General features: G+C 42.9%; 21 protein-coding genes. 10 read left to right on the plus strand and 11 right to left on the minus strand.

Going from position 1 to position 19,994, the window contains the following annotated elements; genetic code table 11:
- Positions 1-139: 139 nt before the first annotated feature.
- Together J3P37_RS15550 and J3P37_RS15555 are read left to right on the plus strand one after the other, a co-directional pair.
- On the plus strand, positions 140-415 hold the full coding sequence (locus tag J3P37_RS15550) for a hypothetical protein (RefSeq protein ID WP_256012269.1): 276 nt from the start codon (positions 140-142) through the stop codon (positions 413-415).
- A 34-nt stretch (positions 416-449) separates the two neighbouring features.
- On the plus strand, positions 450-653 hold the full coding sequence (locus J3P37_RS15555) for a hypothetical protein (RefSeq protein ID WP_256012270.1): 204 nt from the start codon (positions 450-452) through the stop codon (positions 651-653).
- Here J3P37_RS15555 and J3P37_RS15560 read toward each other — a convergent pair whose 3' ends face one another.
- Complete coding sequence (locus J3P37_RS15560) at positions 654-1,643, minus strand: sugar phosphate isomerase/epimerase family protein (RefSeq protein ID WP_256012271.1); 990 nt, start codon at positions 1,641-1,643, stop codon at positions 654-656. It lies immediately after the preceding gene.
- A gap of 77 nt (positions 1,644-1,720) precedes the next feature.
- On the opposite strand from J3P37_RS15560, the gene J3P37_RS15565 reads away from it, so the two are divergent.
- Positions 1,721-2,596, plus strand: coding sequence for a glycoside hydrolase family 25 protein (locus tag J3P37_RS15565; RefSeq protein ID WP_256012272.1), 876 nt, complete (start codon positions 1,721-1,723; stop codon positions 2,594-2,596).
- A gap of 74 nt (positions 2,597-2,670) precedes the next feature.
- On the opposite strand, the gene J3P37_RS15570 is transcribed toward J3P37_RS15565, so the two are convergent.
- The 4 genes from J3P37_RS15570 to J3P37_RS15585 all read right to left on the minus strand — a co-directional run bounded on the left by J3P37_RS15570 (position 2,671) and on the right by J3P37_RS15585 (position 5,994).
- Positions 2,671-3,642: an MlaD family protein gene (locus tag J3P37_RS15570; protein ID WP_256012273.1), complete on the minus strand. Its 972-nt coding sequence runs from the start codon at positions 3,640-3,642 to the stop codon at positions 2,671-2,673.
- A 2-nt stretch (positions 3,643-3,644) separates the two neighbouring features.
- Positions 3,645-4,412, minus strand: a complete 768-nt coding sequence (locus J3P37_RS15575; RefSeq protein ID WP_256012274.1) for an ABC transporter ATP-binding protein — start codon at positions 4,410-4,412, stop codon at positions 3,645-3,647.
- Positions 4,412-5,203 (minus strand): MlaE family ABC transporter permease, encoded by a 792-nt coding sequence (locus tag J3P37_RS15580; RefSeq protein ID WP_256012275.1) that lies wholly within the window; start codon positions 5,201-5,203, stop codon positions 4,412-4,414. Before J3P37_RS15580 ends, J3P37_RS15575 begins: the two co-directional genes overlap by 1 nt.
- A 173-nt stretch (positions 5,204-5,376) precedes the next feature.
- Positions 5,377-5,994: an outer membrane beta-barrel protein gene (locus J3P37_RS15585; protein ID WP_256012276.1), complete on the minus strand. Its 618-nt coding sequence runs from the start codon at positions 5,992-5,994 to the stop codon at positions 5,377-5,379.
- Between the two features lie 387 nt (positions 5,995-6,381).
- Here J3P37_RS15585 and J3P37_RS15590 point away from each other — a divergent pair, with 387 nt between their 5' ends.
- The 5 genes from J3P37_RS15590 to J3P37_RS15610 all read left to right on the plus strand — a co-directional run bounded on the left by J3P37_RS15590 (position 6,382) and on the right by J3P37_RS15610 (position 11,323).
- A complete protein-coding gene (locus J3P37_RS15590) occupies positions 6,382-6,975 on the plus strand; it encodes a TetR/AcrR family transcriptional regulator (RefSeq protein WP_256012277.1) in 594 nt (197 codons plus the stop codon).
- A 51-nt stretch (positions 6,976-7,026) separates the two neighbouring features.
- Entirely contained in the window at positions 7,027-8,946 is a 1,920-nt protein-coding gene (locus tag J3P37_RS15595) for an AAA domain-containing protein (RefSeq protein WP_256012278.1), read from the plus strand.
- A 40-nt stretch (positions 8,947-8,986) separates the two neighbouring features.
- On the plus strand, positions 8,987-9,775 hold the full coding sequence (locus J3P37_RS15600; RefSeq protein ID WP_256012279.1) for a PhzF family phenazine biosynthesis protein: 789 nt from the start codon (positions 8,987-8,989) through the stop codon (positions 9,773-9,775).
- Positions 9,776-10,146: 371 nt separating this feature from the next.
- Positions 10,147-10,962 carry a HipA family kinase gene (locus J3P37_RS15605; RefSeq protein ID WP_256012280.1) on the plus strand — a complete coding sequence of 272 codons (816 nt, stop codon included), beginning with the start codon at positions 10,147-10,149 and terminating at the stop codon, positions 10,960-10,962.
- Positions 10,940-11,323, plus strand: a complete 384-nt coding sequence (locus tag J3P37_RS15610) for a DUF3037 domain-containing protein (protein ID WP_256012281.1) — start codon at positions 10,940-10,942, stop codon at positions 11,321-11,323. Before J3P37_RS15605 ends, J3P37_RS15610 begins: the two co-directional genes overlap by 23 nt.
- A gap of 34 nt (positions 11,324-11,357) precedes the next feature.
- Here J3P37_RS15610 and J3P37_RS15615 read toward each other — a convergent pair whose 3' ends face one another.
- Positions 11,358-11,870, minus strand: coding sequence for a DinB family protein (locus J3P37_RS15615; protein WP_256012282.1), 513 nt, complete (start codon positions 11,868-11,870; stop codon positions 11,358-11,360).
- A gap of 168 nt (positions 11,871-12,038) precedes the next feature.
- Here J3P37_RS15615 and J3P37_RS15620 point away from each other — a divergent pair, with 168 nt between their 5' ends.
- On the plus strand, positions 12,039-12,254 hold the full coding sequence (locus tag J3P37_RS15620) for a hypothetical protein (RefSeq protein WP_256012283.1): 216 nt from the start codon (positions 12,039-12,041) through the stop codon (positions 12,252-12,254).
- Positions 12,255-12,542, plus strand: coding sequence for a hypothetical protein (locus J3P37_RS15625; RefSeq protein WP_256012284.1), 288 nt, complete (start codon positions 12,255-12,257; stop codon positions 12,540-12,542).
- Between the two features lie 3 nt (positions 12,543-12,545).
- Here the strand turns inward: J3P37_RS15625 and J3P37_RS15630 are convergent, their stop codons facing one another.
- The 5 genes from J3P37_RS15630 to J3P37_RS15650 all read right to left on the minus strand — a co-directional run bounded on the left by J3P37_RS15630 (position 12,546) and on the right by J3P37_RS15650 (position 19,682).
- The gene (locus J3P37_RS15630; RefSeq protein ID WP_256012285.1) at positions 12,546-13,613 is read right to left on the minus strand and encodes a fatty acid desaturase family protein; all 1,068 of its coding nucleotides are present in this window, start codon (positions 13,611-13,613) and stop codon (positions 12,546-12,548) included.
- 108 nt (positions 13,614-13,721) lie between these two features.
- A complete protein-coding gene (locus J3P37_RS15635) occupies positions 13,722-16,043 on the minus strand; it encodes a DUF5703 domain-containing protein (RefSeq protein ID WP_256012286.1) in 2,322 nt (773 codons plus the stop codon).
- A gap of 188 nt (positions 16,044-16,231) precedes the next feature.
- Positions 16,232-17,665 carry a sialate O-acetylesterase gene (locus tag J3P37_RS15640; RefSeq protein ID WP_256012287.1) on the minus strand — a complete coding sequence of 478 codons (1,434 nt, stop codon included), beginning with the start codon at positions 17,663-17,665 and terminating at the stop codon, positions 16,232-16,234.
- Between the two features lie 5 nt (positions 17,666-17,670).
- The gene (locus J3P37_RS15645; protein ID WP_256012288.1) at positions 17,671-19,011 is read right to left on the minus strand and encodes a bile acid:sodium symporter family protein; all 1,341 of its coding nucleotides are present in this window, start codon (positions 19,009-19,011) and stop codon (positions 17,671-17,673) included.
- A gap of 5 nt (positions 19,012-19,016) precedes the next feature.
- A complete protein-coding gene (locus tag J3P37_RS15650) occupies positions 19,017-19,682 on the minus strand; it encodes an aspartate/glutamate racemase family protein (protein WP_256012289.1) in 666 nt (221 codons plus the stop codon).
- Positions 19,683-19,994 lie beyond the last annotated feature (312 nt).

Raw genomic sequence — 19,994 nt, forward strand, 5'->3', positions numbered from 1 at the left:
TAGTTGAATACTTAAAGGTAGGTATTTTTTTTAAATTCACAAATAAGATCGCTTTATCCGCATCAAAATTGCGAATATCATAATTTTACAAAAAAACCTTAAGCGTTCTTGCTTGTTTTCGTTTAGGTAAACACACATTATGGAACAAAAGAATCAAGGAAAAATAACGATCCAGCAGGGCACTCAGCAAGGCGAAGATCTTGCTTGGAGCGAAATTCTAGGAGAAAAAGAGTATTTGTATTTCGGCGAGGCTAAGGAAGCTGTAGAAATGATTACATGGCATACGGCTGAAGAAATATGTAACAGAAAATTAGAGGCTTCACCTGCCATTCTCATCAAACCCTGGAGGAAGACAGAAGAAAATGAATGGAAGTCTAATGAGGAGCGTGTTCTTTTGATGTTTGATGATAAGTAGAATTCAGCTTCCTGGCTAGTACAAACGAACATGCTTGATCGACAAGCTTAGGCAAGAGGTCCTGAATCAAGTTCAGGATGACGAAGAAACAGGGCAATCGTCATGCCGGTTCCTGAATCAACTTCAGGATGACGAAGAAACAGGGCAATCGTCATGCCGGTTCCTGAATCAACTTCAGGATGCCGAAAAACAGGGCGATCGTCATGCCGAATTTAGTTCGGCATCTCTGGAACTATAATTATATCAACCCTGCCTCTTTCAATATTTCTTTAAGCTTATTAAGGTCCTTTTTCATGGCGTCCGCTGCTTCCTGGCGGGAAATGCTAAGTTTCCTGCTTCCGGATTCTGCGCCGCCAAGAGGATATTCAAAATGCATGGAAAGAGGTCCGGTGATACCATATTGTTTTATCAAGCTAAAATAATTCTTGAAGTTCACCATTCCCGAGCCCAATGGTACTTTTTTGATTCCCCATTTTCCCTCATTGTTTTCCCAGTGAAAATCCTTGATATCGATGGTTTGAATGTAGTCTTTCAATAGCTTTAGATCATTTTTCCAGGAGTTGGCTCCTTCTACGGTAGCATGCAGAATATCAAACTGGCAGCCCAGATATCGAGGATCGATATCTTTAATCGCTAACCAGATATCCCATACAGAAGCTCCGAAATTTGTTCCCGAATGATTTTGATACTCTCCCCGTATACCATACTTCTTATTCATAGCGGCCAGGGTCGCAAGCTGAGAGCTGACAGATTTTATCTGCTCCGGAATAGCAGCGTCGGGCTTGTAAGGAATCCAGCCCATGCGGTAACTGGGAATACCGAGACCGGCAGCTGTCTTTAAAATGTCTTCCGTAAAACTGGAAGTAGCCACTATATCGGTTGTAAGCATATGAACCTTAAGTCCTGCTTTTTCAATTGAAGTTTTGGCGCGGGGCAGATCCTCTTTGACCCTTTCGGGCGAAACATGCCCGTTCTTTCTCACCGTAAGATCTATTCCATCAAAACCAAGATCTGCCGCAAAGGAAGCCATCTCGTAATAGTCTGAAATCCAATGAAGATGTTTGGAGAAGATGCATATTTGAGGCTTGACAACTGGATTCCGATAGCCCTCTTGTGGCGCCTCATCCCCGCCGTTTATAACGCTGCCAAAAGCGTTTGATTTTAAGGATAAAGCAGCTGCAGCAAGCAGCGATGAATTCAGAAAGCTCCGTCGTGAATAGTTTGGCATAGCGGTTATTTGAAAACTAAAGTATGATTTTTTTATTTCCGTAAAAGGAGAAAAACTGATTTTGTACTTTTACCGCTGTGACTACCAACAAACATGTTCCTGTACAAAGAAAGGCGGCAATAAAAAAGAAGAGAGTCGCTAAAAAGAAGCAACAACCAGGCTTAGCGACAAAATGGAAGGTTCTGCTTGCTGGTATCGCCCTGATCCTGCTTTCTCCTTTTTACTACGGATACGTTCTGCAGGTTTTTTCTTCCACCTGGCGCTGGGTTAAAGATATTGGCCAGGACCCGAACTATCGTAATTACGACGGTTACAACATCCAGATCCCTTCAAAAAAATACAGTATCCATGGAATTGATGTGTCGTACTACCAGGGCAAGATCAACTGGGAAAAAGTGAAGGAGATGAAGGAGGATGAAGTGAAGGTCGGATTTGCGTTCATTAAAGCTACAGAAGGTGTTACCCGGGTAGATCCATATTTCCAGCGCAACTGGCGTGAAGCTCCAAAGGCAGGAATAGTTTGCGGTGCTTACCATTACTTTAAACCTTCTAAAAGTGGTAAATGGCAGGCGCGATTCTTTCTTCAGAATGTAAAGCCAGAAAAGGGAGACCTTCCAATGGTGGTGGATATTGAGGAGTTAAATGGTGTGCCGGCTTCCGCTATGAGGAAAGAGCTAATGGCTTTTATCAAACATATAGAGGACAAAACCCTGGTGAAACCTATCATCTATACTAATTTAAGCTTTTACAAGGACTACTTAAAAGGCTATGCGGATGAATATCCCTTGTGGATAGCACATTATTATAAGGCGGAGTTAAAGGTTGATAAGGAAACGAACTGGAAGTTCTGGCAACATTCAGACAAAGCTACCATCGATGGGATAAATCATGTGGTAGATATGAATGTTTTTAATGGAGACAGTATTGAGTTTAGACAGATGCTGATTAAGTAGGTGGGCAAATGGCACACGCGGCACGCGTGCGCCAGTAAGTAGTATCGATACCACTTATAATACTTCAGTATTAGCTATTTCTTTGCTTCTTTTTCTTTTTTGCGGAAATATCCTCTCAGCAAAAAGCTATGCTGCAGGGCATCCATAGTTTCGTTAAGCTTTGCAGAGCTTGTTTCAAGGTTGCTGATCATTGTTTTTACACTTTCAGCTGTAGGAGCATCGTGCAGTAATACATTCGCAGCAGAACCTTCAGTGTTCAATCCGGCACTGGCTTCTTTCAGATTTTCAGCAACACTGTTTGCGTTTACCGATACCATTTGAATTTGTTTAACCGCCGACCTGATATTACTGAATATAGCAGTATCTGTGATCAGATCGTTCGCGAAGGTGCCTTTCCTGTTAAAACCAGCTGAATAGGCAGATAGATTTGCAGTTAAGCGATTGGTATTGTCTGAAGCATTTTTTAACACGGCAAGTGTGGCTCCAAGGTCATTGAACAACTTATCATCTGTAAGCAACTTACCAATCGTTCCCTGTCCCTCTGCCATGTTTTTGCTGATCACTTTAAAGTTTTTAGTGATGTCTACGAGGTTTTTATTATTTTCCTGCAGGGTAGCCATCAGCTCCTCTGTGTCTACTGGCTTTGCAACAGCAAGCACATCTCCACTCGAAATTACAGGTGCCTCTGCCGAACCACCTTCCAGTACAACGATCTTGTTTCCAACTAAGCCATCGGTGCTCATTTTAGCCTTAGCATCTTTGTGAATATAGGGAACTGAATTCTCCTCTATTACCATTTCAACCGTAACGGCCTCATTAGAGTTAAAAGTGACCTTTTTAACAGTACCCACTTTAACGCCCGAGAACCATACGTTATTCCCTTTCACCAAACCATTAACATTTTCAAAGTTTGCACTTATCGCAATAGTCTTTGAAAATAGACTTCCCTTTCCGCCCACTATCAACAGGCCTCCAATAAATATAACTATCCCAAGAAAGATGAATATTCCAACTATGGCAGAGTTTTTATTTTTTTCGATATCCATTATTAATTTATAAAATTATAGTCGTAAAAGCTTTGTATTCTTGGATCCTTTGTGGCAAATACCTCGTCGAAGGTGCCTGTCTTGACAAACTGGCCATCCAGCAACATGGCAATACGATCGCCAGTGGTTTTAGCACAGGTCAAGTCGTGTGTAATAATGATAGAACTGGTATGGAACCGGGCTCTTACCTCATTTATCAAATTGTTTATTTCGATACTAGTGATGGGATCTAACCCAGCTGTAGGTTCGTCGTAAAGCATTATTTCCGGCTGAAGGATCAATGTCCGGGCAATACCAATTCGTTTTCTTTGTCCGCCAGACAATTCCGCTGGCAGCTGATTTAAAGACTGCAAAAGACCTACTGCATCCAGTACCCCTTCGATCCGGGAGTTAATTTCTTTGCGGCTCAAATGTCTCACATTCCGGATCAATGGAAATTCGAGGTTCTGCTTTACAGTCATACTATCGTATAAAGCACTGTTCTGAAAAGAGAAGCCGATCTTTTGGCGCAAGGCGCGTAAGCTAAGTTCATTCAGTTGGCTTACCTCCTGCCCCAAAACTATAGCGGTACCCCTGTCCTGCTTTAACAATCCGGAAAGTATTTTGATCAAAACCGATTTTCCTGTTCCTGAGCGTCCTAATACAACCAGGTTTTCACCTTTACTCAGCTCCAGTTCTACTCCCCTCAATACGTGATTTTCATTGAACGATTTGTACAGATCCTTAACTTCAATGACCCGACTCAGGTTATTTATCTTCTGTTCTGCCATTATCTAAACCAGTTAATAACCTGTACCAAAATAACTTCTTCAATGAAAATAAGGAACATGGAGGCTACTACCGCAGCATTGGCGGCTTTACCTACCCCCTGCGTACCTTGCGAGGTGTTATATCCCTTATAACAACCCACAATTCCTATTGTAAATCCATAAGCCAGCGAACGTATTACCGACGATACGATATCCAGCATGGTGATCTTTTCAAACGCATTGTGAAAAAAAGCAGTCAAGGTGGTTAGCTCATTCTGACTGACATTCAAAAAAGAGCCCATTAAACCTACAAAACCGGCATACATCATCAGCACCGGAATCATCAGCGTACTTGCTGTTACACGGGTTACAATAAGGTATTTATAAGGGTTCACAGCTGAAACCTCCATGGCATCGATCTGTTCGGTCACTTTCATCGAGCCTATCTCGGCCCCGATACTTGATCCAACTTTACCTGCGCATATTAATGCTGTCACCAGCGGAGCCAGAGCCCTGATCATAGCGATTCCTACGAGAGAAGGAATCCATGAGGTTGCTCCGAATTCAGATAAAGACGGGCGGGACTGTTTGGTAAACACGTAACCAGTGATAAAACTGGTGAGTGTTATAAGAGATAAGGAACGGTATCCGATATTGTAGCACTGCTGCACAAATTCACCTACTTCATGGGGAGAGGTAACCAGTTCTTTAAAATACCTGATGGTAAAGGAGGAAGCTTTATGTACTTTAATAAAGAACCTGTCTACTTTTCTGCCTATAAGGTATTTTTTTGCCTTACTGTCTGTATCCATAAATTATAATGCCACCCACGGAAGCCTATTTTTTATTTTCGCAAAAGTCGTCAATTCAATAAGTTTTTCAACTACTTTATTTTTATTTCTTTATAAGCCTAAAAAGCCATAGGGGTTTTTATCCCCTATAGCTCCTCTTTGTGTGTGTGTGTGTGTTGTGTATGACTATTTAATTAGAAGTGGAATTGCACACCAATTTTTGGGGTGAAGAAGCTTGTACCAATAGCGAAAGTTTCTCTTCCTTCACCTTCTAAATCATTGTCATTACCGTCTTTAACTTTATAGCTTTCATAAGAAGCTCCCTGAAATGCGAATTCGATTCCAATTTTCTTTGTAGGGAAATACGCAAAACCGGGGGAAACTGCTACACCTATGGAGGTAGAAGTTCCGGTTTTAGCTCCTGTATCTCCACTAGCGTCAGTTGCTTTTACTGTTCCGAATGCCATTGGCACAGAAGCTTGTCCGAAAAACTTGAATTTTTCGCCAAGATCAACATAATACCTACCGAAAGGACTTACCACGAAAGCTTCATTCTGGCCAAAGGAACTAGCGTGGTCTAATTTTGAGTAGTTATAACCAACTCCGGTACCAACCGCAATATTGTTGGCTACGAAATAACCGATGTTCGGAACCAGGGAAAGGTTCTCTGCTGCTTTTGCTCCGTCAGCATCCGACTTTGAAGAAGTGTAAGATGCGGTACCTCCTACAATAATTTTTCCTTTTTCTGTTTGTGCCTGACCTGCAAATGCAAATGCTGATAGTAATGCGATTGATAATACTAATTTTTTCATTGTGTGATTTGTTTTAAATTTTAAATACACTAAGTCGCCTTCGGCTCTCTATCGCCTCTTCCGGCTTAGCACTTCAGTAATCTTTCTTTCGACTACATGACAAATATAGTCCAAAAATCTAAAATCAAATATTATTTTTCAGGTGGTAACGAGGGGCAGACTATAAGTAATTGATCTATCAGCGGTATTATTTATTGCTGACATAAGCTTTACTTTCTACTGACTTTTTTAAAATACTCTAAACTATTTACCTATATTAGCGTAGAAAATATTCCGGCATTCCGGATCACATTATTTAAAATAAAAAGTATAATTCACTGTTTATTTTTATTAGCAGCTAAAACATTCAGCGGTAATGAATGTAGAACATTTTACAATATTAGTCGAATGCAACAAACTCAAAGGGACGAAAAAACAGTAAAAGAGATATTAGAAGCAGCACGTATTATCTTCTCTCATTATGGTTTGAAAAAATCGACGATGGATGATGTAGCTAAGGCTATAGGTAAAGGAAAGAGCACTTTATATTATTACTATCCGGGCAAAAACGAGCTTTTTGAAGCTGTTGTTGCCGATGAGCTTCAAAAACTTATCAGGATCACCAGGCTTGCCATGAATTCGGCAAATACCTCCAGGGCGAAGTTGAAGGCTCTTCTATTGAAACGGCTTGAACTTAGTAAACATATGCATAACCTTGGCCAGGTAATCAAGCAGGATATCTTCGACAATTTTGAGAAGATATGTAATCTTAAAAGGCAGTTTGAGCAAACTCAGGTTGAATTTATTAGAGAGATAATTTTGGGCGGCGTTCAGTCAGGCGAATTCAAGGCAATGACTGCGGAAGAAATTACCTTCTTTTCTAATTGGGTTATCGCCGGGTTTAACGGACTTCTCCTCCCGACCACTTCTGAATGTCTCATCGAATCGGACGAGGCTGCCGAAAAAGTCATACAACTAATGTTATATGGAATTGGAAAATAATTCGGGTACCTCTCTGAATTATTCCTTTTCCCCTTCATTTAACAAGAACAGATGTCCGCACTATATTTTAAAAAGTTGCTCGATCTCCTGAAAATTGAGCGCGAAGAAGATCAACGAAACTATCAACAGCAGACTGAATCTTCATCAGCCGCCGAGCGCCGGGCAGCCGGACTTACCTGGTATCCCATTGCGATAAGGGGTACAGAGATGAGCAGAGGTGATTATATTACCGTTGAAATTGAGCGAACCAGTCACCAGGATATTCCTCACCAGCTTCGGTTTGGCGCTTCCTGCGCCCTCTTCTCAAATCACGATGCTAAAGAAGACAGAATAAACGGAACTGTTACACATGCAGTCGGCAACATTGTTAAAATAAGTTTCAGAACAGAAGAACTGCCCGATTGGTCGCGCAACGGTAAGCTGGGAATTGATCTGCTCTTTGATGATAATAGCTATGACGAGATGCAGAAAGCTCTGAAAGAAGCAGAAAGCAGTTTCGAAAGTGCCTCTGGCAAGGGGAGCAATGTCCGGCTGATCAAAGTTTTAACCGGAGAAGAAACACCGGCTTTTAAGGAAGCTTTCCCTGGCTTCAATATTACACTCTTAAATCCTTCTCAGCAGGCAGCAATTAATAAAATTTTATCCGCAGGGGATCTGGCTATTGTTCATGGTCCCCCGGGAACCGGAAAAACTACTACCCTGGTACAAGCCATAAAAGCACTTTATCAAAGAGACAAAAAACAGATCCTGGTGGTTGCGCCAAGTAACACCGCAGTTGATTTATTAAGCGAGAAACTGGCAGGTGAAGGAATGAATGTCTTAAGGGTGGGCAACCCTGCCAGGGTTTCTGAAAGCCTGATGTCATTAACGCTCGACAGCAAAATGGCTGGACATAGCAGAATGAAAGACGCTAAAAAGTTAAAGAAGCAGGCTGCAGAGTACAGGAACATGGCTCATAAGTACAAGCGCAACTTTGGCCGTGCTGAACAGGAGCAACGAAAAGCCCTGTTTAATGAGGCTTATAAAATTATGCGGGAGGTGGATCACACAGAAAAGTTCATAGCAGATGACTTGATTGCTAAAGCTCATGTGATCACAGCAACCTTAGTTGGTGCGAATCATTACACCGTTAGAAACTTAAAGTACGACACCTTAGTAATTGATGAAGCCGGCCAGGCCTTGGAACCCGCCTGCTGGATACCGGTGATGAAGGCGCAAAAGGTAATTTTGGCTGGTGATCACTTCCAGTTATCTCCTACCATCAAATCAGATGAAGCGGCCAGACAGGGCCTGGGTACCACCTTATTAGAAAAATGCGCAGCACTCCATCCTGAAGCTGTTGCTCTACTAGAGGAGCAATACCGTATGCATGAGAGAATTATGGAGTACTCCTCCGGTGTATTTTATAACAACCGGTTGAAAGCTCATCCTTCGGTCGCGGGCCAGTTGTTATTTCCTGAGGATGTACCGCTAAGCTTTGTGGATACTGCCGGCTGTGGGTTCAATGAAACCCAGGAAGGAACCAGTACAACTAATCCGGAGGAAGCGACCTTTTTATGCAAGCATCTTACGCAACTTACTGAAGCGCTTAAACTGCGTTACACAGAGGATGAATTCCCTTCGATAGCCGTCGTATCTCCTTATAAGCAACAAATTGCTGTACTCAGGGAAACGTTTTTGAACAGCCCGGAACTTCAGTCGTTTGCCGGGAAGATTTCAGTAAATACTATAGACAGTTTCCAGGGACAAGAGCGCGACATTGTTTATATAAGCATGACAAGAAGTAATCCCGAAGGGACCATAGGTTTTCTTTCCGACATTCGCCGGATGAATGTGGCGATGACAAGGGCCAGAAAAAAACTGGTTGTAATTGGAGACAGTGCGACACTTTCACGTCTGCCCTTCTACAGCGATTTTATACGCTATGCTGAAAACTGCGATGCTTATCAGAGCGCTTGGGAATATGTTTAATAATGCCGATTTTGCTTAAATCATAATTACACTTTAAACAATGAAAATCAGATTATTTCAGGTCGATGCTTTTACAGATAAGCCTTTTAAAGGCAACCCGGCTGCTGTTTGTTTACTAGAACAAGAATTGCCTGAACCTTTAATGCAATCCATCGCCGCTGAAAATAACCTTGCGGAAACGGCATTCCTGGTAAAAGCTGAGAATGGCTATAAGCTCAGGTGGTTTACGCCGACAGTAGAAATTGCACTGTGCGGACATGCTACCCTTGCCAGTGCGCATATCTTATACGAGGAAGGTCTGTTAAAAAATGATGAGGAAGCCAGGTTTCATACCAAAAGCGGCCTGCTTACAGCTAAAAAGCTGGGCAACTGGATTGAGCTTGATTTCCCTGCGGCATCAAATACAGATACCACCCTACCCGTGGAGCTGAAAAAAGCCCTTAATATTGAACCGAAACAGCTTGCACATACCGGCGACAGGTATATTATTGAACTAGCGACTGAGGAGGAGGTGAAGGCCTGCAGCCCCGATTTTAAAATCTTGAAGGACTTCGACGCTGTGATCATAACCAGCGCAACTAAAGCTGGTTCTCCCTACGATTTTATTTCCCGGACATTTGCGCCCTCCCATGGAATAGATGAAGATCCTGTGACTGGTTCTTCGCATTGTGCACTTGTTCCTTATTGGGCAACGAAACTTGGAAAAGAGGAAATGTTTGCATATCAGGCTTCATTAAGAGGAGGAGAACTTAAGGTTAAGTATGCCGGAGACCGGGTTTTATTTTCGGGAGAAGCGCTAACCGTTATTGAAGGAAATCTGCTGCTATAAAAAAAGGTCTTCAAACGGGGAGGATGAAGACCTTTTAACTAACCAATTATAAACCGATACAAATATAAGCACATTAGCATCTATTCAAAGAATATTAACATTTTTTAACACTTTTTCAAAGTAGTGCACCAAACTGTATTGAAATAAAAAAACCCCTGCTAAATGGCAGGGGTTTTGGGTTGTATTTGGTTAGTTGAGCGTCTAAATATACATACGTTTTTGATAATCACAAATTTAACACATCAGTATGTGTAAAAAGTGTGCAAACAGAATTGGTTCCGGAAAGATCTCTCATTGATCTATAGCACGACTAATCTCACAATTTTCATTAATTTTCCCGTCGGTTTAATTTTAGATAAGACCATTTGCATATGAGTAATATTAATAATTATCATAATACTGGAACCCCCCTCAGGACCGTAAATGTTATCCGGTATGTGACTCCCCTTCGTGAAGGCGGGTCTTTACCTGCAATCGCAGAAGCGGATGATGAGTTTTTATATGTTCTCAAATTTAGAGGTGCCGGCCAGGGTGTTAAAGCTCTGATTGCTGAGCTCATCGGCGGTGAGATTGCACGATTACTAGGTTTAAAGATCCCTGAAATTGTGTTTGCTAATCTTGATCCTGCTTTTGGCCGTACTGAGGCTGACGAAGAGATCCAGGATCTGCTAAAATTCAGTTCCGGACTTAACCTTGCGCTGCATTACCTTTCGGGAGCTATAACTTTCGACCCAACCGTTAGTAAGATAGATCCGCAGCTCGCATCAAAGATCGTATGGCTGGATTGTCTCCTGACTAATGTTGACCGCACTGCCAGAAATACCAATATGCTGATCTGGCATAAAGAGTTGTGGCTGATCGATCATGGGGCATCGCTGTACTTTCATCATTCATGGAACAACTGGGAAGAACAGGCAACGAAACCTTTTTTACTGGTGAAGGATCATGTACTTTTGACGCTTGCCACTCAATTGGACGAGGTTGATGCTGAATTTCGCTCCATTTTAGACGTTGAAAGAATCCGTTCTATTGTAGCAATGATCCCGGATGAATGGTTGGGTTTTGAGCCTTCCCTCGAGTCACCGGAACAATACAGGCAGGTATATTCGCAGTTTTTAGAGGCCAGGATAAGTAGTTCGCAAACTTTTGTAAAAGCAGCACAAGATGCAAGAAGATCTTTTATTTGAGTATGCAGTGATTCGCGTGGTACCAAGGGTTGAACGCGAGGAGTTTATAAATGTAGGGGTGATTTTGTTCTGCTCCAAACAGAAGTTCCTCCAAACGAGGTTTGTGCTTAAGGAAGAACGAGTATTAAGCCTTCATAAAGAAGTTGATATTGAACAACTGAAAGAAAATCTCTGGTCTTTTGAAAGGATCTGCAAAGCGGGAAGTGATAGTGGACCAATAGGAAAACTGACTCATGCGGAGCGGTTTAGGTGGCTAACCGCAACACGAAGTAGTGTGGTGCAGTGTTCTAAGGTACACCCGGGTTTGTGCAAAGATGCACAGGAAACCCTTGAAAAGTTATTTGAGCAGCTGGTGTTGTAAAGTACCTGGGAGTCTTCGACTCCCAGGTACTTTATTAAGCCGTTTCTGCTGCAAAGCTCACTTCATCAGCGCTTGGACCATAGCTTCCGGGGATTGGAATATCCAGTAAGCGCAGATACACTCCCAGCTGTGCTCTGTGATGAATGATCTGTGAAAAGCTCATACGCATGACGTCATATTTGCTCGAAGTATCGTAGATCGTATCTCCCTCGCGAAGCGTCCATAATTTAGCAAACTCTGCTTCATCGGCATTTGCCAGGTGTTCTCTACCGCTTTGTAAAGAGCGCTCAAAGTATGCAAGCAGATCTTCGTTGCTGCTTATCGGCTCCTGCTTGTATGGGTTGCTTGCAAAATCAAGTTCATCGGTTGTTAAAACCATAGTAACCCACGCTGGTAATTCAGCAACATGTGTGGCCAGGCTGATCAATTTCATGCTCTTTGGGTGCGGCTGCCAGTCAGCTTTGTCAACAGGTACGCGCTCAAGCATTCTACGGGTTGTTTTGGATTCCTGATCCAGTTCTTTCAATAGCAATTCAATACGTGACATAAGTATATTTTAAGTTTATACTCCAAAGTAACAACTATCTGATGACAACCCTATGTCAGCAGGATTTTAAATAGTATATATGCCGATTAATTAGTTTACCTTTAGACAAATACTTAGACCAGCACGATAAGTCTTTGTTTTATTCCACAATTCCTGTCCCAAGAGATCATGAACGATATTCAATCACAAATAGAGCAGTTAAGTCAGCTCATCTCAGTAACATCGAACCGAAAATTGCTTAACAGAGCCCTGGTAGAAGAATTTGTAGCCTGCGGTTATGCAAGAAGTGGCAATGGATTCAGCTCTATTACGAGAGAGGGAGAGAAGGCATTAAATAATCTGAAGGTTCTTTTTTCTTTCAAACATCCTAACACGTTTAGTTAAATGAACACTATCTTGTTTTCTAAGCGTAATCTTTTTTATAATGATTACCTCTGGTCTGAATTTCCTAAAACTGATCCAAAGGTTTCGGGGAAACCAGACGTAACACAATTTAACGCCATGGAGGGCAATGAAGTTGTATATCTTATTAATAAGCTTATGAACCTGTGGTCCTACCGCTTTTCAAATACTGGAAATAAAATGGAAAAGATGATCCGTGAGAAAATGCCCGCAACTGTTAAGACACAGGAAGAGGTGCTAACCTGGCTTAAAGAGAACCTGGCGTTCTAAGGATTAAGAGTTTCCAAGCTTCCTGATATGTGACAGATGCGATCCGAATGCCTTTAATACCGTTGGAAACTCGGTGTAGGGCACATTAAACTCTGAACAAGTTTGTTTCACGAGTTTGTTAATGTGCGGATAATGAACATGACTGATCCTTGGAAATAAGTGGTGTTCCACCTGGAAATTCAGACCACCTAAAAACCATGAAGTCATTTTGCAATTGGTGGCAAAATTAGCGGTAGTACGTATCTGATGCACAGCCCACTCCTGTTCAATCTTATTTGTTTCTTCGTCAGGCTCAGGAAAATTAGTTCCTTCAACCACATGTGCCAACTGGAAAACAATACTAATACAATACCCACAAGAAAACCCCACGATCATAAAGCCAATCAGGGTCTTAATCACACCTACCATCACTATTGGTAAAACGAGGTATATACAAATGTAACACAGTTTAGTAAACCAGAAAATGAAATGCTCCCTGGTATTAAGTTTTTTGGCGGTATCATGTATCCCCATTTTTCCACTGAAGTACTTTTGAAAGTCCTGAATCAGAATCCAGGCCATGTAGGAGATTCCGTAAAGCACAACCCAGTATACATGCTGAAATCTATGGTACCAAAACCTCGGCTGCTCTTCGTGCATTCGCATATACTTAATATTGATATCATGATCCATACCTTCAATATTAGTATAAGTATGGTGATTGATGTTGTGTTTTTGCTTCCAGAAATGAATGGTGCCACCCATGATGTTCAATGAATAAGCGGAGATAGAATTTAGCCATTTCCTTTCAGAAAAGCTACCATGTCCGCCTTCATGCATAATATTGAACCCTATTGCAGCGAGAGTAAGCCCCAGGATACAGCAAAGAATTATGGAAATTAGAACCCCGGGAGTGAAAAACACCAGGGTGGTGAAGCAAAAAAACGTGGTGAACACTATCAGGAATCCCTTAATAACGAGCTGATTTCCGCCACTGCTTTTAAGTTTAGTTTCGCGGAAATAGTTGTCGACTTTTTCCTTTAAAGAGGTATGAAAAGGATTAGGATTGTTATTAAAGGAAACTCTGGACATAAGAAATCTGAAAAAGTATAATATTACGATTTAATTTGTGAAAGGAGTATTAAATTATTCAGATCCATTATACCGTTTGTTCTTATACTCTAATTATTTCCAAGGGTTTCAGTTATGTAATACAGGTCTCATAATAATATCTGCACGCCTGTTTTCGGGGATAACCTTGATTACTTGCATTTTACCATTCTCCAGTTTCGCTTCTACGGTAGTTTGATAGGCGGCATGTAACTTGAAATGAACGTCCTTATCTTTTGGCCAGGCGGGGAACAAATAAATCTTCCTGCCGTGGCTTTGCATGAGCATTTCCTGCAGTCCGATCATTCCGGAACCTCCCCAGTTGTGATCAGGTGTCCAGTCGAAACCGGGGCCGTAGAACGCCGGGAAACGTCGGCCAGAGTCTTTAAGTTTCAGCGTGGTAAGTTCCGCAGCTTCTTTGGTCAATCCCAGGCGGGCTGCAAAGATATTATCCTGTTTCCATCCAACATGGCTTCTGAATTTCAGAACATCGGTATCGTATTTGAAGGTATTAATCGCCGTATCAAGCCCTGGCCTTCCAATACCGTAAATTCCCCACGGGAACACGGGGTATAATTGGGGGCTTTCGGTATTGTTTATTCTCTCCCATAGTTTGGCAGGAGCGATGGTTGGCTTGCCGTTAAATTCGCGGAAAGTAATTGGAGGAATCCTTTTTAACATTTGTCGCCAGGCTTCTTTTTTCTCTTCAGCAAGGACCGATGAAGGCAATTCGAGTAAACGGGAGAGCACTGTTCTTAACGCAGCGAGGGTTGAGTTTGCATTATATGCCATCTTATAGGTTTCCGCAGCCGATCCCGGGTAAAAGACGAGATGTCCGTTCGCATCAAATGTCTTACTTCCTCTCTGTTTTGCAAGATATTGGTAATGCTCATTAAAGAAGGTCAGGCAACTTTCAATAAAGGGAACATACTCCCTGATATCTTTGCCGGTATACCGCTCGGTTTCGAGCATCATCAGGCAGAATTCTAAAACCGTATCCCACTGGTATTCCAGCCAGGCATTGTGTTCCATGCCTTTATCGTAACCGGCGGGACGTTTCCAGTTGTATTCTGCAGGATTAGGAAGCCCAAAGTTCTCCAGTTGTTCAGTGAAAGAGGCTCCCTTATGATCCCAGTAGGTTTCACTACGCAACTCTGCATTGCGGAGTGTTTGCTGATAAAATTTAAACTGCGGCTTCATCAAATCGAAGTCGCCGCTCCTCAGCATCGGCCAGTAAACCAAACGCTGATTTTGAGCGGTATGTGTCCCTCCTCCCCAGTTTCGAAAATCAGGAGTGAATTTATGCGCACTGTCGGTTAACGATGGATCAAAGGTAAAAAGGCCTCCGTTAAACTTAGTAGGATAGGCTCCATAGGCGTTGCAGCCGAGCATATAGCGCATTAGCTGGTAGTTACGGCCTACCTGCCAGTCTTCAGAATTACTATCGGGCTTATTCCCTTCGATAGCAATAAAGCTTCTGTTCCAGTACTCGTTCCACCATTTCCTGGTTTTTTTGAAGGCTTGTGCCGGATTCTTTTTTGCTGTCGCAAGAGTTTTATTTAATCCCGTGTTCCAATTGTCAACAGCGGCTGTATACTCTGTATGAAGTGCTAAAGTAAGCCTCTGTGAGCGGCCCGATTTTGCGCTTTTTAATGTCCAGCTCCTGAAATCAGTATCCATATACCGCCCCTCAGCGGTACCAGCGGAGATCATCTTTTCTCCGGAGAGAATTCCACCAAAGACCAGGTTCTTTAGGGGATTAAACAGCTGATCTTTCACATTGTCCATCCCCTGCTGCTTTACAGTAACATCAAATACCGTGTAGGCCTGGTTCTGATGATAAAACATGACCGCATTTTGCTGAAACGCGATTTCATCCTTCAGTGTCTTAACTTCGCCCTGTGGCGCCCATTTATAAGAATTCGCATTGTTCTCTCTTCCCCTGGTTGCACGATCCTTATACCGCCAGCTTTCGTAACTTGCTGCTGTTGTGACAGGCTTAGTGCTGTTAACTTCAACATTTACCACGGGATTAAATACATCCACCCAGACCTTGATCTCCGATTCCAGATCACCTTTTTTGCCATTTATCTTCACATAGCCGTCTTTTAGGATAAGTTCTTGCCTGAAGTTGTCTGAACCATCGAAGGGATTTGGTGAAAGCTTTATCCGCACGCGGCCCTGCTTAAGTAAAGTGTTGTTTTCGTCGAAAGTACCGCTTCGGGAAACATAAAACAGAACCTCGCCCTTCTCCACCCAAACGTTTAAGCCGATATCGCCACCGCCGCAGGGCATTGATTCGCCAGAGTTTTTCGACTGGCTGGTCCAGAGAGGGTTGTAAGATGCCAGCTGAAACTGGGCGTTTGCAGTTATGTTAGTAAGGAGTAGAAAAAGGGTTAAGTATCTTTTCATTAAATAATTTATTTCTTTTATTTCAATTGTATCCCGAACAAGTAGTCCTTCCTTCGTCATCCTGAACTTGTTTCAGGACCTCTTGAGTTTGGAATAGTTCAAGAGATGCCGAACCCTGAACTTGCTTCAGGGTCGGCATGACGACCCGCATTGCTAGCGCACGGGTGCCACTTGTGCTAAAAAACAAACTACCAGTCATCCGTCCTGAAAGAACTGGCAGGTAGTCCTTCCGTATTAAACAGATCGCCTGTTACAAAATCTTTAAAAGCATACCTCACAGCCGCAGGTTCCTTTACCATAGGTGACGAAACAGAAACAGAGCTTCCGTTTATAACAGCCTTTGCCGGGTAAAAGACCTTGTTAGCACCTGCTACTTCAAAGGTAGAAAGTTCCTTACTGAAAGAGGTCAGTCCATTTGCGGCATTATCAAAACTCACAGTAGCCACACTACCATTGAAGCTCACAGATTTATACAATGGACTTGCTGCACCGAAACCTTTCAAGCCGTAAATATTACTCAGGGCTAAAAGCGCCAGTCGTTTTCCTCCGGCTTCTTTATTCGAAGGGTGGATCATATTTTCCTCTCCGATATCCATAACTACTGCCATAGCAGAGTTAGGGATCTTGCTGAGGGATTTACGCTGCGCATCCCGCAGGTAAGCCGAGTTGAATTTTCCTCCAAAGTTGTGTGGCGGAAGCTGCAGGTAATTATACGGAGCTATCTGCACATAATAGAAAGGGAAATCCCCCTGTCCCCACAAAGAACGCCATTCTCTAACCATTGCAGGGAACAGCTCTTCATACCTGTCAGGCCGTTCATAATTTGATTCGCCCTGGTAGAAGATCGCGCCTTTGATTCCATAACCGGTAATGGGATATAACATTCCATTGTACAAAGTTGTAGGTGTCCGGCTTACCGCTTTAATAGTATCGCCTTTTGCCGGAACTTTAATTTCCGGAAAAGCTTTTAAAGCATCAGGCGACATCCATGCTTCTGCGAAAGAACCACTGAAGCTTACGTTTATCAGCCCGACAGGAACGTCAAGCATCTCATTCAGCAGCCTTCCGTAGAAATAGGCTGTTGCACTAAAGTTTGCTACAGATTCTGGTCCGGCAGTTTTCCATGCCGATGTCTTACTGTTTGCTTGAAGTTCTGTTTGTGAAGAACGGGGAACGGTATATAAACGAATCTTGTCGTTCTTCGATTTTAAGATAGCGTCGTTCGACCCAAGAATGGGTTGTCCTTTGAACCCCTTTAAAGGCATTTCCATATTGGATTGTCCGCCACAGATCCAAACTTCGCCAATCAGAACGTTTTTTAGTTTTATAGGATTTCCGTCACTTATTGTTACTTCATAAGGGCCTCCCGCTGAAGGCGTAGCTACCTTTACAATCCATTTTCCTGAAGCATTGGCGTTTGCCGAATAGCTCTTACCGTTCCATGAAGTACTTACTCTTATCCTGCTTCCTGCTTTTGCCCATCCCCAGATGGCTGCATTACTTTTCTGCTGCAACACCATATTATCAGTAAAGATGGACGCCAGTTTTACCTCGGCATCGACAGAGGTAAAGGTAAAAAGTGAGATTATTAAAAAATAAAAAGTGATCGAAAGTTTATTCATATGTATTATGATTCAATTGTCTTTGGCTGCGAAGAAGATCCTTCAAAAGTGTTTTTCTGTTGTTCTTGTACTGCTTCTTCTTTCAAAGCCAGTTTCCGCCAGTAATTGGCAAGGATAGACCCTGAAATGTTCATCCAGGGACTAAACACTGCCGCAGCAAGTCCTACGGTTCCCAACTTACCCATAGAACCGGCCAATCCTGATGCCATTCCGCCGTTCTGCAAACCTACTTCAAAGGCAACCGTACGTGAAGAAGGCTTATCAAGGCCAAACCAGCGACTCAGGTAATATCCGAAGAAATATCCGGCAGCATTATGAATTACTGAGGCAATAAAGAGGATGAAACCTACCTGCAAAAGGTTCTCGCGACCCGCGGCAGTGGTGACAGTGGTAAAATAAACAATACCGAACATGGATATGTAAGGCATCATATGATCGAGTTTCGCAAATTTCAATGTAGCGAGATGGTATAACAATCCCACTAATACAGCACCGGCGAAGAAACTGAAGATCTCTACGGAATGCATGGCTTCCTCAGATAAGAGGCCAGCTAAACTATTCCAGAGACCAAAGCCTAAAGCGACAAGCCAGATGACGGCCAGGGCGGAGATGACCCTGATCGTCTTCCAGCCTTTGGCTGAAGCGGTTTTGAGATAATCATGGATCAAGGCGGCTCCGATGGGTACAATTACTATTTTAATAATCTCCATCATCATGTTTAGGAACTTTACTTCTATAAGAGTTCCGGCAAGTAGTTTCATTAGCATTGGAGTCATAAAAGGCGCGATCAATGTTGCCATAGCCGTTACCGTAACGGATAAGACCAGGTTTGCCCTGGCTATATAAACCATTACGTTTGAGGCCAATCCGCTTGAACAGGAACCGATAAGAATGATACCTGCAGCGATCTCTGTTTCAAAATGGAATACTCTGGTAAGCAGCAAGCCCATTAAAGGCATGATGGAGAAATGGCATAACAGCCCGATCACAACTCCTTTACCTGTACTGGCAAGCCCTGAGAAATCTTTAAGGCTCATTTGGATCCCCATGCCGAACATAACTAGCTGAACCACCAGGAGGATCAGCCATTTATTCCTCAGATCAAAGTCGCCCCATTTTAGAAAGGCAGCGGGATAGATCATCCCGGCAACTACTGCCGTAATGATCCATGCGGTGTACTGGTAATTTGCCAGAGCTGGGATAGCCCCGATACCGATAGCAGCGCTTACAGAAAAAGCTACCGCAGCAGGCTGCCAGATGGAGGAATTATCACCGAGTAATCCGACTAGCAGAAATACTAAGGATAACCCGCTTATACCCAGACAAAGCTTACGTATATTTTTCATGACCACTAATCTTTACATAGTTCAGCAATATGTTGTACAGCTAATGCGGGACTGGAAAGAATTGGAACTTTTCTTTCGTCTTCTGACAAAGTATCTACTACCCTTGCCATGGATGCCTGGGCCAAAACGATTACGTCGACCTGCGAAGAAAGCTCTATCAGCGCTTTGGAAACCATTTCGTCGTGCTTTTCAGGATTACCACCCATCAAAGCTTCGAATGCACCTTCGCACAAACGAGCCGTAAGCTCTATATCTTTTCCTGCAACGATCGCTCTTCTTTTTACGAGATCGCTTGTTGGGGCCAGAGTAGTGGGAAGAGTGGCTATAACACCGATCTTTGTGCCGGTTTGCACGGCAAGATCTGCCATAGGCTGGTCTACGCGCAAAACGGGAACTCCTGTTAGTTCCGCCGAAGCCTCCACAGCAGAGCCGATGGATGAGCAGGTAACCATTATGAACTCTGCTCCTGCTGCTTCTGCTGAACCTACATAGTTTACTACCCGGCGTGCGGTCTGGTTGGTTAACTCATTTTTAGAGATCACATCTTTGATCAAACTGTCGTCTACTATATTGAATACACTTACTCCGGGAAGGTAATCGTTGCAAAGTTTTTGAAACACCGGTACTAAAGTTGCAGATGTGTGTACTAGTCCTAAGGTTTTTAATTTCATGTTATTGGTTGTTTAATTTTTTGTTTTGTTTGTTAGACGGCATATTGTTGACGTCTAGTGATGCGCAAAAGTAAATTACTTCGTCATCCTGAACTTGTTTCAGGACCTCTTGCCTAAGCATGAGCGCTATGCGTAGTTCAAGAGGTGCCGAAATAAATTCGGCATGACGACCGCGTTACAGCAAGACGACCGTGTTAACAGCTAGACGGCCGCGTTAAATAGCTAGACGGCCGCATTAAATAGCTAGACGACCGTGTTAACAGCTAGACGACTGTGTTACTCTTCGTCATCCTGAACTTGTTTCAGGACCTC

Source organism: Desertivirga xinjiangensis (assembly GCF_024436435.1).
GTDB classification, from domain to species: domain Bacteria; phylum Bacteroidota; class Bacteroidia; order Sphingobacteriales; family Sphingobacteriaceae; genus Desertivirga; species Desertivirga xinjiangensis.

What these genes read in the sequence shown, in the direction of transcription:
- J3P37_RS15550 (WP_256012269.1), top strand. Translation starts at nt 140, where the DNA reads ATGGAACAAAAGAATCAAGGAAAAATAACGATCCAGCAGGGCACTCAG.
- J3P37_RS15560 (WP_256012271.1), bottom strand. Translation starts at nt 1,643, where the DNA reads ATGCCAAACTATTCACGACGGAGCTTTCTGAATTCATCGCTGCTTGCT.
- J3P37_RS15570 (WP_256012273.1), bottom strand. Translation starts at nt 3,642, where the DNA reads ATGGATATCGAAAAAAATAAAAACTCTGCCATAGTTGGAATATTCATC.
- J3P37_RS15575 (WP_256012274.1), bottom strand. Translation starts at nt 4,412, where the DNA reads ATGGCAGAACAGAAGATAAATAACCTGAGTCGGGTCATTGAAGTTAAG.
- J3P37_RS15580 (WP_256012275.1), bottom strand. Translation starts at nt 5,203, where the DNA reads ATGGATACAGACAGTAAGGCAAAAAAATACCTTATAGGCAGAAAAGTA.
- J3P37_RS15585 (WP_256012276.1), bottom strand. Translation starts at nt 5,994, where the DNA reads ATGAAAAAATTAGTATTATCAATCGCATTACTATCAGCATTTGCATTT.
- J3P37_RS15590 (WP_256012277.1), top strand. Translation starts at nt 6,382, where the DNA reads ATGCAACAAACTCAAAGGGACGAAAAAACAGTAAAAGAGATATTAGAA.
- J3P37_RS15595 (WP_256012278.1), top strand. Translation starts at nt 7,027, where the DNA reads ATGTCCGCACTATATTTTAAAAAGTTGCTCGATCTCCTGAAAATTGAG.
- J3P37_RS15600 (WP_256012279.1), top strand. Translation starts at nt 8,987, where the DNA reads ATGAAAATCAGATTATTTCAGGTCGATGCTTTTACAGATAAGCCTTTT.
- J3P37_RS15605 (WP_256012280.1), top strand. Translation starts at nt 10,147, where the DNA reads ATGAGTAATATTAATAATTATCATAATACTGGAACCCCCCTCAGGACC.
- J3P37_RS15610 (WP_256012281.1), top strand. Translation starts at nt 10,940, where the DNA reads ATGCAAGAAGATCTTTTATTTGAGTATGCAGTGATTCGCGTGGTACCA.
- J3P37_RS15615 (WP_256012282.1), bottom strand. Translation starts at nt 11,870, where the DNA reads ATGTCACGTATTGAATTGCTATTGAAAGAACTGGATCAGGAATCCAAA.
- J3P37_RS15620 (WP_256012283.1), top strand. Translation starts at nt 12,039, where the DNA reads ATGAACGATATTCAATCACAAATAGAGCAGTTAAGTCAGCTCATCTCA.
- J3P37_RS15625 (WP_256012284.1), top strand. Translation starts at nt 12,255, where the DNA reads ATGAACACTATCTTGTTTTCTAAGCGTAATCTTTTTTATAATGATTAC.
- J3P37_RS15630 (WP_256012285.1), bottom strand. Translation starts at nt 13,613, where the DNA reads ATGTCCAGAGTTTCCTTTAATAACAATCCTAATCCTTTTCATACCTCT.
- J3P37_RS15635 (WP_256012286.1), bottom strand. Translation starts at nt 16,043, where the DNA reads ATGAAAAGATACTTAACCCTTTTTCTACTCCTTACTAACATAACTGCA.
- J3P37_RS15640 (WP_256012287.1), bottom strand. Translation starts at nt 17,665, where the DNA reads ATGAATAAACTTTCGATCACTTTTTATTTTTTAATAATCTCACTTTTT.
- J3P37_RS15645 (WP_256012288.1), bottom strand. Translation starts at nt 19,011, where the DNA reads ATGAAAAATATACGTAAGCTTTGTCTGGGTATAAGCGGGTTATCCTTA.
- J3P37_RS15650 (WP_256012289.1), bottom strand. Translation starts at nt 19,682, where the DNA reads ATGAAATTAAAAACCTTAGGACTAGTACACACATCTGCAACTTTAGTA.